Consider the following 17,334-nt stretch of genomic DNA (forward strand, 5'->3'; position numbering starts at 1 on the left):
ATGAAAAAAAAGATATTATTCATTTCGCCGACTGGAACGCTGGATAATGGAGCTGAAATCTCTATTGTCAATTTGATGGAATACTTGGTCCAGACGGGCCATCAGGTTATCAATGCGATTCCGGATTATCATGTAGCCGTTCAGCAGGACTATATATCCAGCTTGGCTGCCTTGGCTATTGAGACTATAGCCTTGCCGTCAGTTAAATGGTGGTGGGAGGATGCGCCTGGTGGCCTGCCAGATAGTCCTGAGACTAGAGCTCGGTCATATCAGGATAATACCTCAGCGCTCAGAAAGATACTAACGGAGCGAAAGATTGATTTGGTTATTACCAATACGGTCAATATGTTTCAAGGTGCAGTGGCAGCGGCCTGCGAGGATGTTCCGCATTTCTGGCTGATTCATGAATTTCCTGACGGAGAGTTTGGCTACTATAAGGAAAAGCTAGATTTTATCAGTGATTATTCACAGGAAATATTTGCAGTTAGAGGTGCCTTGCAGAGACAGTTACAGGAGCTGCTGCCAGACAGAAAAGTCTTGTCTTTTGCCCCTTTTACGAAAATTCATCCTACTGATACAGGAGAAAGGGATGGAGTCGAAAGGCGTATCGTGTCAGTTGGACGTTTGACAGAGCGGAAAAATCAATTAGAATTGGTAAAGGCCTATAACCAGCTATCTCAGCCAAAACCTGCCTTAGTTTTTATCGGTGCTTGGGATGAGGAGTACAAAAAACAATGCGATACTTATATCTCTGAACATCAGGTAAAAAATATTAGCTTCCTGGGACACAAGGACAATCCTTGGGCAGAGGTGACGGCAGCAGACCTAGCGGTATTTCCGTCTGCAATGGAAACCTTTGGCTTAGTCTATATTGAAGCGATTATGAATGGCCTTCCGACCATTTTGTCGGACAATCCTGGTCATCTATCCGCCTATGAAATCTTTGAAGAAGGTCAGCTCTATTCATCTGGCAATATCGAGGGGTTGGCTGATAAGATAAACATTGCCTTGGCAAACTTTGAGGGATTAAAAGACCAGTCGGTGGCCAATCTTGGCAAAATCCAAGAGCGCTACTCGGTTCAGAGTGTTTACCAAAACTTATTGGATAAGGTTGAAAACACTGAAATGTACCAGGCTAATTCCTTGCGCCATGTCAAGTGCTTATTGGATACAAATTTACCTTCTCAACAAGCCAGCTCTTTCTTACGCAAAGTGAAAAATAAGCTGCTTTCTGGTAGAAGAGGTTAAAGAAAGAAAAGGACAAGTGTAGCCGCGGCTCTACCTGTCCTTTTTGTATTATACAAACACACTAGAAAGTGGTATAATAGAATGGATTGTAAAATCTTGAATTGAGGGAAATCATGAAACATGTCTTCATCATCGGGAGTCGGGGACTTCCTGCCAAATATGGAGGATTTGAAACCTTTGTCGAGAAATTGACAGAGCATCAAATCTCTTCTCAAATCCAATATCATGTGGCTTGCTTATCAGATGATGAAGCTTTTCATCATTTTGATTACAAGGGGGTAGACTGTTTTACAGTAAATCCACCTAAGCTTGGCCCAGCCCGAGTAATTGCCTATGATATGATGGCTGTCTCCTATGCCCTCAAGTTTGCTAAAAAAGAGCAGATTGAACAGCCTATTTTTTACATTCTTGGAAATACGATTGGTGCTTTTATCTTTCCTTTTGCTCGTCGTATCCATCAGGCAGGCGGTAAATTCTTTATCAATCCTGACGGGTTGGAGTGGAAGCGGGCCAAATGGTCTAAGCCAGTTCAAGCCTATCTCAAGTATTCTGAAAAGGTCATGACCAAGCATGCAGACTTGGTTATAGCGGATAATCAAGGCATCGAAAGCTATATTCAAAAAGCTTATCCTTGGTCTAAAACGACCTGTATCGCTTATGGAACCGACCTTTATCTGTCCAATCTGACGGAAAACGAAGGCAAGGTCAGGGTCTTCTTTGAAAAGTGGGCCAGTAAGGAAAAAGACTACTACCTCATTGTCGGACGCTTCGTTCCGGAAAACAACTATGAAACCATCATTCAAGAATTTATGAAGTCCAAAACCCAACGTGACTTGCTGATTATCTGCAATCATGAGGGCAATCCCTATTTTGAAGAACTTAAGCAGAAAACGGGCTTTGACCGTGATTCTCGCATTAAGTTTGTCGGTACGGTCTACGATCAGAATCTGCTCAAATATATCCGTAATCATGCTTTTGCATACATACATGGACATGAGGTTGGTGGGACCAATCCGGGACTCTTGGAAGCTCTGGCTCAGACAGATGCCAATCTGGTGCTGAATGTGGACTTTAACCGTAAGGTAGCAAAAGAAACGGCTCTCTACTGGGAAAAAGAAAAAGGCCAGCTGGCCCAGCTGATTGACCGAGTAGATGCTCAAACAGAGTTTACGGAGCTAGGTCAAGCCGCTAAAGAAAATATGAAAGAAAACTACACCTGGGAAAAAATTGTGGGTGAATACGAGGATTTATTTTTATCATGAAAGTGACCATTCTTCTGTCCGCCTATAATGGGGAACAGTTTCTGGCCGAGCAGATTAAGAGTATCCAAGAGCAGACATATAGGGACTGGCAGCTGCTGATTCGTGATGATGGCTCTACAGATGGGACGCATGCTGTCATCGAAGACTTTTGCCGCAAGGATGACCGCATTGTCTTTATCAATCGGGAAAATCCACAAAATCTGGGTGTCATTCAGAGTTTTCATAGCCTGCTTCAATACCAAGATTCGGATTTCTATCTCTTTAGCGACCAAGATGACGTTTGGTTGCCAGACAAGATTGACATGCAATTGGCTGAGGCAGACAAATATGATAGCAGTCAGCCCTTGCTGGTTTATACTGACTTGAAGGTCGTGGATCAAGAGCTACAGGTTGTTCACGAAAGTATGATTCGCACTCAGTCGGATCACGCTAATACAGAACTAGTCCAAGAGTTGACGGAGAATACGGTAACGGGTGGAGTTTCTATGATAAATCGCGCCTTGGCCCAACTCTGGACAGGGAAGGAAGAGCATGAACTGCTCATGCACGATTGGTATCTGGGCTTGCTGGCTGCGGCCTTTGGCAATCTAGTCTATATTGACAAGCCGGGTGAGCTCTATCGCCAGCATTCGAATAATGTGCTAGGAGCTCGAACGCTCAGAAAACGCGTAAAAAACTGGGTTCGTCCCCATGTTCTTTTTGCCAAATATTGGAAATTGATAAAAGACAGTCAGACTCAGGCCAGAAATTTGCTAGTCCTGCCGCTGACTGCTGAAAATAGAGAGTTAATTGAGAACTTTGTGACCATTATGGAGGTGCCTTTCAAGGAGCGCTGGCGCAGGATTCGTCAGTATGGCTATCGTAAAAACCGCACTTTTCATACCCTTGTTTTTACGAGCCTCATTCTCACAAAGTTTGCTTATAAGGAGTAATATTCATGGATTTTTTTAGTAAAAAAAATCGAATTCTTTTGAAAGAATTAATCAAGACGGATTTTAAGTTGCGTTATCAAGGGTCCTTGGTCGGCTATCTCTGGTCGATTTTGAAGCCATTGATGATGTTTACTATCATGTATCTGGTCTTTGTCCGCTTTTTGCGCTTTGATGACGGGACACCTCACTATACAGTAGGGCTTTTGCTGGGGATGGTTTTCTGGTCTTTCTTTACCGAAGCTACTAACATGGGCATGCTTTCCATCGTTTCTCGGGGGGATTTGCTTCGTAAATTAAACTTTCCCAAGCATACCATCGTCATTTCATCGGTTCTTGGAGCGGCAATCAATTTTCTGATTAATCTAGTTGTTGTTTTCCTTTTCGCCCTGATTAATCAGGTGGAATTCGGCTTGCATACGCTAGTGATTATTCCTCTTTTTCTGGAGGTATTGGTTTTGGCAATGGGCTGTGCCCTCATGCTGTCTTCCTTGTTTGTGAAGTATCGGGATATTGGACCGATTTGGGAAGTGGCTCTTCAAGCAGGAATGTACGCCAGCCCTATTATCTACTCTCTGACCTTTCTTTTGCAGCGGAAGCAATTCTTTGTAGCTAAAATTATGATGCTCAATCCGATTGCTCAGATGCTGCAGGATATGCGCCATTTCATCGTTTCTCCTGTCAATGTCAGAGGCTGGGATATTGTGAACAACAAACTAATCGCCCTTATTCCTTATATGATTCCTTTTGTGATATTGGCTCTAGGTTTGTTCTTCTTTAATAAAAATGCTAAGAGATTTGCGGAGATTTTATAATGTCAAATAATATTGCAGTAAAAGTCGACCATGTAAGTAAATTCTTTCGATTGCCTACTGAGGCTACTCAGAGTTTGAGAACCAGTCTGGTCAATCGTTTTAAGGGGATTAAAGGCTACAAAGAACAGCATGTTTTGAAAGATATTTCCTTTGAGGTCGAAAAAGGTGACTTCTACGGGATTGTCGGCCGCAATGGCTCTGGTAAGTCCACCCTCCTTAAAATTATCTCTGAGATTTATATTCCGGAGAAGGGCAAGGTAACTATTGATGGTAAATTGGTTTCCTTTATTGAGCTGGGTGTTGGTTTCAATCCAGAACTAACTGGCCGCGAAAATGTCTATATGAACGGTGCCATGCTGGGATTCTCAACAGAAGAAGTAGACGCCATGTACGATGATATCGTGGAGTTTGCTGAGCTGGGCGAGTTTATGAACCAAAAACTTAAGAATTATTCCAGCGGTATGCAAGTGCGTCTGGCCTTTTCAGTGGCCATCAAGGCTCAGGGTGATATTCTGATTTTGGACGAGGTCTTGGCTGTCGGGGACGAAGCCTTTCAGCGTAAGTGTAATGACTACTTTAAAGATCGTAAGGAATCAGGTAAGACGACCATTCTGGTGACCCATGACATGGGAGCTGTTAAAAAATATTGTAATAAGGCTGTCTTGATTGAAAATGGCTTGGTCAAGGCTATTGGCAATCCAGATGATGTGGCCAACCAGTACAGTCTGGACAATGCGACTGAAACAAAAGCCATGAACGAAGGATTCCAGGTTGAGAATGCAGCAGTCTCTGATTTGAAGGTTAAGCTCTTGCATTCGCCTCAGATTTCACCTGAACAAGAGATTGAATTTGAAATTTCTTATCGGGTTAATCAAGACCTCCCGACTTATGTTTCCTTTTCTCTGACAGATATCGATCGAACTATCTGGCTTTACAATGATAATTCCATGGATCAGCCTACAGAGGGAGCTGGACAGAAGCGCTTGACTTACAAGTGCCATGTGACACAGATAAATAACGCTAAGTTAAAACTGCAGGTTTCAGTGCGGGATCAGGAAGAACAAATTCTAGCCTTTGCAGACTCTCAGAACAACCCAGTTATCTTAGTCAATCGTCAGGATATTAAGGATGACGATGTCTCTGCTAAGGATTCTGCCACTGGCTTAATCCAGCGTAATGGCAGTTGGAAGATTTCTCAATCATAAAGAATAAGGTAGTTTCATGGAACGAATATTACTCTATGTTCATTTCAATAAATGCAATCATATAAGCGGTCATGTCTTCTATCAATTGGAGCAGCTAAAGCCGCTTTTTTCTAAGATTATTTTTATTTCAAATAGTCCTTTGAGCAATGAGGACAAATGCCGGCTGAGAGAAGACTTGGGAATTTCTGACTTGCTTGAGCGGGCTAATCGAGGCTTCGATTTTGCAGCTTGGCGTGATGGCATGAACTGGCTGGGTTTTGACACTTTGCAGAACTCAGACTCTCTGACTCTCATGAACGACACTTGCTTTGGTCCTCTATGGGATTTAGCGCCGATTTATCAGCGCTTTGAAGAGGATCCGCAAGTCGATTTTTGGGGAATGACTAATTTTCGCAAGACCAGGTACTTTGAAGAACACCTGCAGAGCTACTTTGTTACCTTTAAGCAGTCAGTTCTCAAAGACAAGACTTTCCGTGAATTTTGGTCTCAGGTAGAAGATTTTACTGACGTTCAAGATGTGATTGACCATTACGAGACCCAGTTTACCAAGCGTTTTGTAGAGGCAGGATTCAGATATCAAGCTCTACTTGATACACGTCAGGAAGAAGCAGGAGAATTGGTTCATCCAGATTTTTCATACTATAAGCCACTTAAGATTCTGGAAGCAAAGATTCCTTTTCTAAAGGTAAAAGCTCTCACAGGTAATCCTTTTTTAGCTAGGTATTTGCTGGAAGATCTTGAAACCAACTCATCCTATCCAACTTCGCTTATTAGGGAACACCTGTTCTATCATTTTGGTCCAGACCTTCCTTGTTTGCTACAGGACAAGTATCTGTCTCAGGCAACTTCGAACTATCGGACAGATCAGCCTGTCCTCCTGCATATTCATGTAACGGATTTTCCTATTTTTCAGCAGTATCAGGACAAGCTATTCTCTCTATCGTCTCAGTACCAGTATTTAGTGACAACAGATCAGCCAGAAGTGCTGAAACAGCTGCAGACAGCGCTAGCTCATCTGGGCAATAAAGTTCAGCTTGTCCTAAGTCAGAAATCTCATGCCTGGCTTACCATGCTAGAGCAGAAGGAAATTCTGCAAGACTATGCTTATATCGGTCACCTATCTACTCATCGATTGGTGGAGAATCAGGCAGTTTTTGACCAAGCTATGCGCTCTGATTTGATAAATATGATGGTGGATTATGCGGATGCAGGCATAGAAGCGCTAGCGCAGAAGTCTGCTGTAGGACTGGTTATTCCAGATTTGCCGCGCCTAGTCAGAGACGGCTTGTTTGAGACAGAACCGCCGCGTCCAAGGCTGGCTGCTGTCTGGCAGGAAGCTGATTTGCATAAGTCTTTTGACTTTATGACCGCCCCTTCTCTGACGAGAGTTTATGGCGGCTTCATATGGTTCAAATATTCTGCTTTGGCTAGTGTGTTCCAGATGAAGAGCTTAGAAAGCTTGCCATCCTTTGAGCAGGAGCTGTCTGATGTTTTAGAGCATTTATTGGTTTATCTAGCTTGGGACAGTCATTATGATTTCAAGATTATGCCCTTATCTTCCCTCCCCTCTTTACTGGACTGGCAGAGGAAAAAGGCAGAGTTGACCGAGCAAAAAGAAAAATTAAGTCAGAAAAATTTATCTCAAAAGATTAGAAATCGTTTGTCCAATCTTTTAAAGAAAAAGTGAGATTCTTAATTCACAAAAAATCTCGCTAGAGAATTTAACTATTTACCAGAAAGAAAAATGAAATTTTTATTCAACCACTATAAGCAGTTCTCATACCTGCTGATTAGTTTTTTACTTTTAGATATAGTCGCTGTCACGACAGTTTTACTATTGGAGGAAGGCGAAGATTTGCGGAATTATCCAGCCTTGTGGCTGGCCTTTCTGATGTTGCTTCCTCTTTTGTTTGGCTTGGGCAAGCTTTTGTCTCAGCTCTTCAGCAAAAGATTTTTTATATGGTCAGCTATTATTTACGCTCTCTATACAGGATTTTCTTACTTACTGACAGTAACGCAGCATGTCAATGATTTTGAGTTCAAAGCAGAACGGGTTTTCAGCAATCATTTTTGGCAGTTTAATTCCCTGCCTGGCTTGCTTTTGATTTTCTTATTTGCGTATATTTTTATCCATTTTCCAAAGCTTAAAAAACGCTTCCCAGGTAAGTTCTTGCAGGTTAATAAGAAAAATAGAGAGGTACTGGAAAATCTTTTTCTCTCCCAATTCTTTCTATTTCTTGCTTTGATGGACGATAAGATGCCGGAATTGCTGCATCACCAAAGCTATTTAGTGAATTTCCTTGAGGAAGGCAAGTTGGATATAACGCAGAACTTTATACTAACTTTCTTCTGCCTTATCGCACTTATCTTTATCCTGCTTTCTCTCCCCTGCTTTCTAGCTGTTAAGGGATTGCGCGATCTTGCTCAGAATAAAGCCAGTGTTTCTGTTGCTTTGGTACTAAGTGCATCATTTGCTCTTATCTTTAACTATACAATCCAAAATAGTATCCGAGGAGATGTGATTGTTTTGGATCAGTATCTTTTCACTGGAGCCAGTCTCTTTCAAATCATCGTTTTTTTCATGATTTTTATGGCTCTTTACCTGATTTTCAATCATTTTCTCCTGCCAACCATGCTGATAACAGCGCTAGTGGTGATTGCCACCATAGCTAGCAGTCTGAAATTTCAGTATCGCCAAGAGCCAATATTGCCTAGTGATATGGTCTGGCTGAGAAATCCCAAGACCCTCTTTGACTTTCTCGGAGGCAATTATGGATTTTATGCTATCTTGGGACTAGCTGCTCTAGGCGCTCTTTATTGGTATTTGCGTAAGAAAATCTTGCCAGGAAAGCTCATTACCGTTCTTAAATACCAGCTCCTCTTGCTAGTCCTGCCCCTGGTCTTTTTCTTGGGAGTCATGGATATATTTGCTACTAAAAAGAATGGCAAAATAGTAGAGAATATCCCAGTTATTTCGATCTTAAATAATTTCCATGACCTGACTTGGATGGGAAATACTGTCAATTCACAGCTGCGCTCCCTTTCTTTTGTCTGGTTTTCACAGATGTCGGATACAACCATGATTGAGCCGCGTGGCTATTCTAAGGAAAAGATTCAAGAGATAGAAAAAAAGTATAAGAATCTTGCGGAAGCTATTAACAAAGAACGCCAGAATAAAATCGAAGATCAAACGGTAATTTATATTCTGAGTGAAAGTTTTTCTGACCCTGCTCGGGTTGATGGCGTTACTATGTCTGAGAATCCAATTCCTTATATTCAGGAAGTTAAAACTCGCACCACCAGTGGACTTATGAAGTCAGATGGTTATGGTGGGGGAACGGCCAACATGGAATTTCAAACTCTGACTGGTTTGCCTTTTTATAATCTGTCTCCATCTATTTCGGTTCTCTATACTGAAATTGTCCCGAGGATGAATAGATTCCCTTCCATTAGCGATGCTTATTCATCTAAGAATCGGACAGTAATCCATCTGGCCTCCCCTAGCAATTATGCCAGAAATGTCATTTACCAGGATTTGGGATTTGATACCTTTATTCACTATGGTACCAAAGGCCTGAAGGGGGATAATATAGGTGGTAATTACAGCGATAAAACGACTTATAATCAAGTCTTGGAGCATTTGAATGGCAAGCAGGGACAGTTTTTCTCTGTCATGACCATGCAGAACCACATGCCTTGGAGTGAGCCCAATCCTGTCTACATGTCTGCCAGCTATCCTGATTTTAGCAAGGAAGGGAACGAATCTCTTTCCAGCTATGTCAGAATGCTTTACCATACAGATCAGGCGACCAAGGAGTTTTTGGAGAAGCTTTCAAAGGTAGATAAAAAAGTAACAGTCGTCTTTTACGGTGACCATTTGCCTGGTCTCTATCCTCAGTCAGCCTTTAAAGAAAATCCAGAAAGCCAATATCTGACAGATTATTTCGTTTGGAGTAATTATGAAACTCCTAAACTCGATTATCCAAGAGTCAATTCTAGCGATTTCTCCGCTCTCTTGCTGGAGCAGACAAATTCCAAAGTATCACCTTACTATGCTTTATTAACAGAAGTATTGCATAAAGCCAGTGTAGATAAAAAGGAATTGGACGAAGAAGCTCAAGAAATAGCAGATGATTTGAAACTGATTGAGTATGATATGGTCAGAGGCAAGGGCTACTTGTCCGATAGCTTCTTTAAGACAGCAAAATCATAAATAAAAAAATAGAATAGGTAAGTCTACCTGTTCTATTTTTTCTTAATTTATGCTAAACTAGTAGTATGGGGGTGTGAGCATGATAAAGATTTTCGGTAAGGTTCGCTATCACTGGCAGCCAGATGTAGCTATCCTGATAATATATTGGTCTTTATCGGTCATTCCGATTTTTGTTGGCCTGGCTTTGATGTATGAAAGCTCACGAGTGCCGACTCTTGTTCTGTTTTCTTTCTTCTTGTTCATGGTTTTGCTGGGAATGGGAGTTCATCGTTATTTTACCATTTATGATGATGGAACCTTGCGAATTATCACAGCCAATCCCTTTACTCCGATAAAGGTCAAGATTTCAGATATTGAAAAAGTCGAAGTGACTAAGACGTCAATTACCTTATATTTTAAAGGGCAGAACCGCAGCCGGAGTTTTTGTATGCGCAAGTGGCCTAAAAAATATTTTGTCAATGCCCTGGCCCTTAATGAGCATTTTAAGGGTGAGGTAGAATTAGTAGATAATTTTACCCATATTGACTATTTTGAAGCTTACTATGGCAGTCAGTCCAAAAAATCCTAGTCTTTCAAAAGAGCTCGGGTTGGGCAGTTTTTGATGGCTTCCACGACATCGGGATCCTCAGCGATTTCCTTTTCTAGGAGCTGGTCGTCCTGGTAAAATTTGACGATGCCATTGTCATGATAGTCAAAAAGATCTGAGTAGGTTTGACAAAGCCCGCAGGCAATGCACCGTTCGGGAATGAGTGTTACTTTCATACCCATATTGTAATAAGATTTTAAGAAAAACTCAAGGAGGAAGTCATGGAAAAAGAACCATGGGAAGAAGATGTATACGATAACGGAGAAGATAAGTTGAAACGAACTAAGAAATTTAGCGCCTTGAATGCAGACCGCTTGTTGACCATATTAACCATTATTTTCTGTATTTTAGTGGTTGCGGTGGTGTGCTTCCTGACCTATCTGTCTACTGGGGGAAGTAATAGACAGACCCAAATGGAAGGTTTCTACGGCACTTCAGCAGCAAGTTCTAGCAGTGAAGCGTCTTCTACAGCAGAGCAGACAGCGGCAAATACGACAGAATCATCTGAAGGAACTCTGACTGTCCAGCCTGGTGAAGGTGAGGCAGCTATTGCGGCGCGTGCAGGTATTTCTATTGCCAAGCTTGAACAGCTTAACCCTTCTCATATGTCCACTGGTTCTTGGTATGCCAATCCAGGTGACGTTGTGAAGATTGAGTAGGAGCCAGCTATGAAACAGATTCAAATTGCGATTGACGGTCCTGCTTCCAGTGGAAAATCGACTGTTGCCAAGATTATTGCCAAGGACTTTGGCTATACTTATTTAGATACAGGAGCCATGTACCGAGCTGCAACCTATCTGGCTCTGCGGCATCATCTGACGGAAGCAAATGCCACTGAAATTGTAGACTTGCTCAATAATCATTCGGTCAGTTTTGGCCGAGCAGAAGATGGCGAGCAGCTAGTCTTTGTCGGTGATGTGGATGTGACTCACCCGATTCGGGAAAATGAAGTTACCAAAAATGTTTCCTGGGTATCAGCCATTCCTCAAGTACGTGAGAAACTGGTGGCCTTGCAGCAGCAAATTGCTGCTCAGGGAGGGATTGTCATGGATGGCCGTGATATTGGAACGGTTGTCTTGCCTCAGGCTGAGCTCAAGATTTATCTGGTAGCTTCGGTTGATGAAAGAGCTGAGCGCCGATATAAGGAAAATCTATCAAAAGGTATTCCAGCTGATTTGGACAAACTGAAAGAAGAAATTGCAGAGCGGGATTATAAGGATAGTCATCGCGAGGTTTCGCCATTGAGACCGGCAGACGATGCCATACATTTTGATACCACTGGTGTAGGTATTTCTGAAGTTGTTGCATTTATCGAAGAAAAAGCGAAAAAAATCATTGACAAATAAAATGAAACTTGGTATGATAGTAGAGTTGAGAAAAGCAGAAGTGAGAGCTTCTCGCCTTGCGACTAACGTTGTCTGGCTCTACAGGATTCAGTTTCAGTGATGAAATACTATCATGTAGTGCGGGTTTGCGTTAGCAGGTCCGCACTTGTTTTTCTCTAAAAATAAAAAAAGAGGTGAAAACCATAGCAAAACAAGACTTATTCATCAATGATGAAATTCGTGTGCGTGAAGTTCGCTTGATCGGTCTTGACGGCGAACAATTAGGTATTAAACCACTGAGCGAAGCGCAGTCTCTTGCGGATGAAGCAAATGTCGATTTGGTCCTGATTCAGCCACAAGCTAAACCACCTGTTGCAAAAATTATGGACTACGGTAAGTTCAAATTTGAGTACCAGAAAAAACAAAAAGAACAACGCAAGAAACAAAGTGTTGTTACTGTGAAGGAAGTCCGTCTCAGTCCAACCATCGATAAGGGAGACTTTGACACTAAACTTCGCAACGCACGAAAGTTCCTTGAAAAAGGAAATAAAATAAAGGTATCTATCCGTTTCAAAGGTCGGATGATTACCCACAAAGAAATCGGGGCTAAAGTTTTAGCAGATTTTGCTGAAGCGACTCAAGATGTTGCTATTATTGAGCAAAAGCCTAAGATGGATGGACGTCAGATGTTCATGCAGATGGCGCCAATTCCTGACAAAAAATAGATTGTCAGAAAGATAGAAAAAGGAGAAAACATTATGCCAAAACAAAAAACACACCGCGCATCAGCTAAACGTTTCAAACGTACAGGTTCTGGTGGCTTGAAACGTTTCCGTGCTTACACTTCTCACCGTTTCCACGGAAAGACTAAGAAACAACGCCGTCATCTTCGCAAAGCAGGAATGGTGCATGCAGGAGACTTCAAGCGTATCAAAGCAATGCTTACAGGTCTGAAATAAGAGCTACTGTAACAATTATCTAGGAAATATTGGAGGAAATATAAATGGCACGTGTTAAAGGTGGCGTTGTATCACGCAAACGCCGTAAACGTATTTTAAAATTAGCTAAAGGTTACTATGGAGCGAAACATATCTTGTTCCGTACTGCAAAAGAGCAAGTAATGAACTCTTACTACTATGCATACCGTGACCGTCGTCAGAAAAAACGTGACTTCCGCAAACTTTGGATCACTCGTATCAATGCGGCAGCTCGTTTGAACGGACTTTCATATTCACAATTGATGCATGGTTTGAAATTGGCTGAGATTGAAGTTAACCGTAAAATGTTGGCTGACTTGGCTGTTAACGATGCAGCAGCTTTCACAGCTCTTGCAGATGCAGCTAAAGCTAAGCTTGGTAAATAATTAAAATAAGAACTGAGGATTTCCTTGGTTCTTTTTTGATAATTCTTAATGAAAAGTATGAAGAGAGAAATAGCCTGCCATGCCACTTATAGTATAGATAAAGGCTTGTTGCTGATAAGATAGCTTTCATGGTAAAACTAGTTAAAAATAGGAATTTGCGATATAATAGATAAAAACAGACATTTATGTAAATAAAAAATCAGTAGAATGGAGAAATCATGTCAGAGAATCGTTTGGCTTGGGACCAGTATTTTGCGGCTCAGGCTCTCTTAATTGCTAATCGCTCAACCTGCAAACGAGCCAAAGTCGGCGCTGTCTTGGTCAAGGATAATAAGGTTATTTCAACTGGTTACAATGGCTCCGTTTCAGGGACTGAGCACTGTATTGACCACGAGTGTCTGGTTATTGACGGTCACTGCGTGCGGACCTTGCATGCTGAGGTCAATGCTATCTTGCAAGGAGCCGAGCGGGGAGTTCCCAAGGGCTTTACGGCTTATGTGACACATTTTCCCTGTCTCAACTGTACCAAGCAACTTCTTCAGGTCGGCTGTAAACGGGTAGTCTACATCAACCAATATCGCATAGATGACTATGCTCAGTATCTCTACAAGGAAAAAGAGGTGGAATTAGTTCATCTGCCACTGGATGATGTCAAGAAGGCTATCGCTCAAACGGATTTGGTATAGGGGAGAAGTTCTGGAGGTAAAAGGAGAAGGCAGATGAATGAGAAATTGGCAGCTGCTTGGCAGCATTTCTTTGAAGGACGGTTAAATAAGGCCGAAGAACTAGAGCAGCAGCTGGAAAAAGATTCCTTTAGCCGTTGGAATTTGCGAGCTTATCTTGCTGTAGAAAGGCAAGATTATCAGAATGCTTTTGCAAATTTGGAGCTTTATCTGATTCAGGCTCAGAATGATAGTGATATTGAAAATGAGCATATTGCTTATCATCAGCTAGGTTATGTTGCTAGAGCTGCGGGAGATTTTTATCAAGCTTTAGAGTGGATAGAAAAAGAAGCTGCTTTCCTAGCGATGTACTTCCCAGATGATCATTATCGTCAATCAGTTAATCTCTATGAGCTAGGCTATCTAAATCTTAAATTAGGCCGATTGACTCAAGCTCAGGAGTTTATGCGAAAAGCGCATATCTATGCTAAGGAGTCAGATGATGTGATCAATCATGCCTGTAGTTACCGAGGCTTGGGTGAAATTGCTCAAGCTTTGGGAAATCTCAAAGAAGCAAGAACCAACTTTGCGGCTGCTATCAGACTTTTTGACCAAGCTGGTGATGCTATCGGTAAGGCGGAAGTTGAAGAGTTGTTAGCAGACTGCCCTTAGTTTGTCATTGCAATAAAGTTATAGTTTGCGGCTATAGCTTTTTCTATTTAAAAAATTCTGAATTTTTTAGCGAAAAGTGGTATAATGAGAAAGTTATATAGTCCCGATAAGGTGGTAGGAAACTTCTATCAGTACTTTGTAACTCGCAAACAATGACGGCTCCAAAGTCGCTCGTCATTCTACGGTTGCCGCTATGCTGCGGTCACCCTATGCGCCTTACTAGCTCAGAAATAAAAAGGTATCGTTTTTATTTCTTTTGCGTCGTAACTCGTAGGTGACAAGATTTTCATCATTTTGGAGTTTGTTTATTTGTTTAATATTTTTTAAGGGGGGACATTTTTATGTCAGAACGTAAACTTTTCACGTCTGAGTCTGTATCGGAGGGGCATCCTGATAAGATTGCAGACCAAATTTCCGATGCTATTTTGGATGCTGTCTTGAGTCAGGATCCAGATGCCCATGTGGCTGCTGAAACAGCAGTCTATACTGGCTCGGTTCATGTTTTTGGTGAAATTTCGACCACAGCTTATGTAGATATTAACCGTGTGGTTCGTGATACCATTGCAGAGATTGGCTACACCAATACAGAGTATGGATTTTCAGCAGAGACAGTTGGTGTGCATCCGTCTTTGGTGGAGCAGTCGCCAGATATTGCTCAGGGTGTCAATGAAGCCTTGGAGGTTCGTGGGAATGCAGATCAAGATCCATTGGACTTGATTGGTGCTGGAGACCAGGGGCTTATGTTTGGCTTTGCGGTGGATGAAACGCCGGAGCTCATGCCGCTGCCTATCTCGCTCAGTCACAAGCTAGTCCGTCGATTGGCGGAATTGCGCAAATCAGGAGAGATTGCCTATCTGCGACCAGATGCTAAGTCTCAGGTGACCGTTGAGTATGATGAAAATGACCAGCCAGTGCGCGTGGATACGGTAGTTATTTCGACCCAGCATGACCCAGAAGTGACCAATGAAGAGATTCATCGTGATGTGATTGAAAAGGTGATTAAAGCTGTTATCCCTGCTCAGTATCTGGATGATAAGACGAAATTCTTCATCAATCCAACCGGCCGCTTTGTAATTGGCGGTCCGCAAGGGGACTCTGGCTTGACTGGACGTAAGATTATTGTGGATACTTACGGCGGTTATGCTCGTCATGGTGGCGGTGCCTTCTCTGGTAAGGATGCAACCAAGGTTGACCGCTCAGCTTCATACGCAGCTCGTTACATTGCTAAAAACATCGTGGCTGCTGGACTGGCCAAGAAAGCAGAAGTGCAGTTAGCCTATGCCATTGGTGTGGCTCAGCCGGTTTCTGTACGGATTGATACTTTTGGAACTGGTACTGTTGCAGAAAGCAAGCTTCAGGAAGCTGTTCGTCAGATTTTTGATCTGCGTCCGGCCGGTATCATTCAAATGCTGGATCTGAAACGCCCAATCTATCGTCAGACAGCAGCTTATGGCCACATGGGTAGGACAGATATTGACCTGCCTTGGGAAAAGTTGGATAAGGTAGAGGCATTGAAAGCAGCAGTGCAGTAAGATGACAGTTCTCAATCGTAATGGTTGAGAGCTTTTTCATATAGGTGGCTTTTACAAGGCAAGCAGTCTAGCCTTGCGCTTCTTTCAGTCTTGGTAATACTGTATTTTTCTGAAAGAACTGTTGAAAAAGCAATTTTCCCTGTTTCATTTTAATTTCAATTGTCTTATTTATCTAAAAGTATAGGAAATTTCCCGAATCTGTGGTATAATAAATGGCAATACCTTGAAAGAGCTTTATTTTAAACATGAAAAAAATTGTAATACATGGTGGTCGCCCCTTAAAAGGAGAGGTGACTATTAATGGTGCTAAAAACAGTGTCGTTGCCTTGATTCCGGCTGTGATTCTGGCGGATGATATTGTAACGTTGGATGGCGTTCCGGATATTTCGGATGTGGATAGTCTGATTGATATCATGATTGCCATGGGGGCTAGTGTTACTCGCTCTGAGGATAGTCTGACGATTGATCCGCGTGGTATCCAAAACGTCCCTATGCCTTATGGGAAAATCAACAGTCTAAGGGCTTCTTATTATTTCTATGGCAGCTTGCTTGGTCGCTATGGTGAAGCAACAGTAGGTCTGCCTGGTGGTTGTGACTTGGGGCCGCGTCCTATTGACTTGCACCTCAAGGCTTTTGAAGCCATGGGGGCTAAGATGACCATGGACGGCAACTACATGAACCTATCCACAGGAGGTCAGCAGCTGAAAGGTGCTAGCATTTATATGGATACGGTCAGCGTGGGTGCCACCATCAATACTATGTTGGCTGCTGTCAAGGCAAAAGGTCGGACTATTATTGAAAATGCAGCGCGGGAGCCAGAAATCATCGACGTAGCAACTCTCTTGAACAATATGGGAGCGCACATCCGTGGAGCAGGAACTGATATTATCACGATTGAGGGGGTTCCACACCTTCATGGAACGCGTCATCAAGTAATTCCAGACCGTATCGAGGCAGGGACTTATATCGCCCTTGCTGCAGCTATTGGGCAGGGAATTCAGATTAATAATGTCCTTTATGAGCATCTGGAGAGTTTTATTGCCAAGCTTGAGGAAATGGGTGTTCGGATGACAGTTTCTGAAGACAGCATTTTTGTTGAAGAGCAGCAAAATTTGCGAGCTATAAACATTAAGACTTCTCCTTATCCAGGCTTTGCAACTGACCTACAACAGCCCATCACTCCGCTCTTGCTGACGGCTAATGGCCGCGGTAAGATTACGGACACCATCTATGAGAAGCGGGTTAACCATGTGGCGGAGCTAGCTAAGATGGCAGGCAAAATTTCAACTAGCAGCGACCAGATTGTCTATGAGGGACCAAATCAACTGCAGGGAGCTCAGGTCAAGGCGACCGATTTGCGAGCAGGAGCTGCCTTGGTTATTGCAGGTTTGATGGCTCAAGGAAAGACAGAAATTACTAATATCGAGTTTATTCTGCGTGGCTATTCTAATATTATTGAAAAATTAACAAGTCTGGGTGCAGATATCCAGTTGATAGAAGAATAAGCGTTTTTCGCTTATTT

General features: G+C 42.4%; 18 protein-coding genes and 1 other annotated feature. Of the genes, 17 read left to right on the top strand and 1 reads right to left on the bottom strand.

What is annotated here, in order from left to right:
- From FKX92_RS01570 to FKX92_RS01605, 8 genes are all read left to right on the top strand, one after another.
- Entirely contained in the window at positions 1-1,248 is a 1,248-nt protein-coding gene (locus tag FKX92_RS01570) for a glycosyltransferase family 4 protein (RefSeq protein ID WP_149565320.1), read from the top strand.
- 113 nt (positions 1,249-1,361) lie between these two features.
- A complete protein-coding gene (gene cps2T, locus FKX92_RS01575) occupies positions 1,362-2,510 on the top strand; it encodes a beta 1-4 rhamnosyltransferase Cps2T (RefSeq protein ID WP_149565321.1) in 1,149 nt (382 codons plus the stop codon).
- Positions 2,507-3,442 carry a glycosyltransferase family 2 protein gene (locus FKX92_RS01580; protein WP_149565322.1) on the top strand — a complete coding sequence of 312 codons (936 nt, stop codon included), beginning with the start codon at positions 2,507-2,509 and terminating at the stop codon, positions 3,440-3,442. The genes cps2T and FKX92_RS01580 overlap by 4 nt, the downstream gene beginning before the upstream one ends.
- Positions 3,443-3,447: 5 nt before the next feature.
- Positions 3,448-4,254, top strand: a complete 807-nt coding sequence (locus tag FKX92_RS01585) for an ABC transporter permease (RefSeq protein ID WP_149565323.1) — start codon at positions 3,448-3,450, stop codon at positions 4,252-4,254.
- Entirely contained in the window at positions 4,254-5,459 is a 1,206-nt protein-coding gene (locus tag FKX92_RS01590) for an ABC transporter ATP-binding protein (RefSeq protein WP_002924053.1), read from the top strand. The genes FKX92_RS01585 and FKX92_RS01590 overlap by 1 nt, the downstream gene beginning before the upstream one ends.
- Before the next feature lie 16 nt (positions 5,460-5,475).
- Entirely contained in the window at positions 5,476-7,146 is a 1,671-nt protein-coding gene (locus FKX92_RS01595; RefSeq protein ID WP_149565324.1) for a rhamnan synthesis F family protein, read from the top strand.
- A 57-nt stretch (positions 7,147-7,203) separates the two neighbouring features.
- A complete protein-coding gene (locus FKX92_RS01600) occupies positions 7,204-9,672 on the top strand; it encodes an LTA synthase family protein (protein WP_149565325.1) in 2,469 nt (822 codons plus the stop codon).
- Positions 9,673-9,751: 79 nt separating this feature from the next.
- Positions 9,752-10,240 carry an EbsA family protein gene (locus tag FKX92_RS01605; protein ID WP_002900006.1) on the top strand — a complete coding sequence of 163 codons (489 nt, stop codon included), beginning with the start codon at positions 9,752-9,754 and terminating at the stop codon, positions 10,238-10,240.
- Here the strand turns inward: FKX92_RS01605 and FKX92_RS01610 are convergent.
- Positions 10,237-10,434, bottom strand: coding sequence for a ferredoxin (locus tag FKX92_RS01610; protein WP_295345912.1), 198 nt, complete (start codon positions 10,432-10,434; stop codon positions 10,237-10,239). The genes FKX92_RS01605 and FKX92_RS01610 overlap by 4 nt on opposite strands.
- 45 nt (positions 10,435-10,479) lie before the next feature.
- On the opposite strand from FKX92_RS01610, the gene FKX92_RS01615 reads away from it, so the two are divergent.
- From FKX92_RS01615 to FKX92_RS01660, 9 genes are all read left to right on the top strand, one after another.
- Positions 10,480-10,917 (top strand): SAG1386/EF1546 family surface-associated protein, encoded by a 438-nt coding sequence (locus tag FKX92_RS01615; protein WP_002895035.1) that lies wholly within the window; start codon positions 10,480-10,482, stop codon positions 10,915-10,917.
- Positions 10,918-10,926: 9 nt separating this feature from the next.
- The gene (gene cmk, locus FKX92_RS01620) at positions 10,927-11,604 is read left to right on the top strand and encodes a (d)CMP kinase (RefSeq protein ID WP_149565326.1); all 678 of its coding nucleotides are present in this window, start codon (positions 10,927-10,929) and stop codon (positions 11,602-11,604) included.
- Between the two features lie 26 nt (positions 11,605-11,630).
- Positions 11,631-11,761: a sequence feature (ribosomal protein L20 leader region), on the top strand.
- A 16-nt stretch (positions 11,762-11,777) separates the two neighbouring features.
- On the top strand, positions 11,778-12,308 hold the full coding sequence (gene infC, locus FKX92_RS01625) for a translation initiation factor IF-3 (RefSeq protein WP_002895037.1): 531 nt from the start codon (positions 11,778-11,780) through the stop codon (positions 12,306-12,308).
- Between the two features lie 33 nt (positions 12,309-12,341).
- The gene (rpmI, locus tag FKX92_RS01630; protein WP_002895038.1) at positions 12,342-12,542 is read left to right on the top strand and encodes a 50S ribosomal protein L35; all 201 of its coding nucleotides are present in this window, start codon (positions 12,342-12,344) and stop codon (positions 12,540-12,542) included.
- 44 nt (positions 12,543-12,586) lie between these two features.
- Entirely contained in the window at positions 12,587-12,946 is a 360-nt protein-coding gene (gene rplT, locus FKX92_RS01635; RefSeq protein ID WP_000124830.1) for a 50S ribosomal protein L20, read from the top strand.
- Between the two features lie 218 nt (positions 12,947-13,164).
- The gene (locus FKX92_RS01640; RefSeq protein WP_002895042.1) at positions 13,165-13,632 is read left to right on the top strand and encodes a deoxycytidylate deaminase; all 468 of its coding nucleotides are present in this window, start codon (positions 13,165-13,167) and stop codon (positions 13,630-13,632) included.
- Positions 13,633-13,665: 33 nt separating this feature from the next.
- Positions 13,666-14,280 (top strand): tetratricopeptide repeat protein, encoded by a 615-nt coding sequence (locus FKX92_RS01645; protein WP_149565327.1) that lies wholly within the window; start codon positions 13,666-13,668, stop codon positions 14,278-14,280.
- A gap of 341 nt (positions 14,281-14,621) precedes the next feature.
- Positions 14,622-15,812 carry a methionine adenosyltransferase gene (gene metK, locus FKX92_RS01655; RefSeq protein WP_111681461.1) on the top strand — a complete coding sequence of 397 codons (1,191 nt, stop codon included), beginning with the start codon at positions 14,622-14,624 and terminating at the stop codon, positions 15,810-15,812.
- Positions 15,813-16,057: 245 nt separating this feature from the next.
- Positions 16,058-17,317, top strand: a complete 1,260-nt coding sequence (locus FKX92_RS01660) for a UDP-N-acetylglucosamine 1-carboxyvinyltransferase (RefSeq protein WP_149565328.1) — start codon at positions 16,058-16,060, stop codon at positions 17,315-17,317.
- The last annotated feature ends 17 nt before the right edge of the window (positions 17,318-17,334 follow it).

Source organism: Streptococcus sanguinis (genome assembly GCF_008329445.1).
GTDB lineage: Bacteria > Bacillota > Bacilli > Lactobacillales > Streptococcaceae > Streptococcus > Streptococcus sanguinis_O.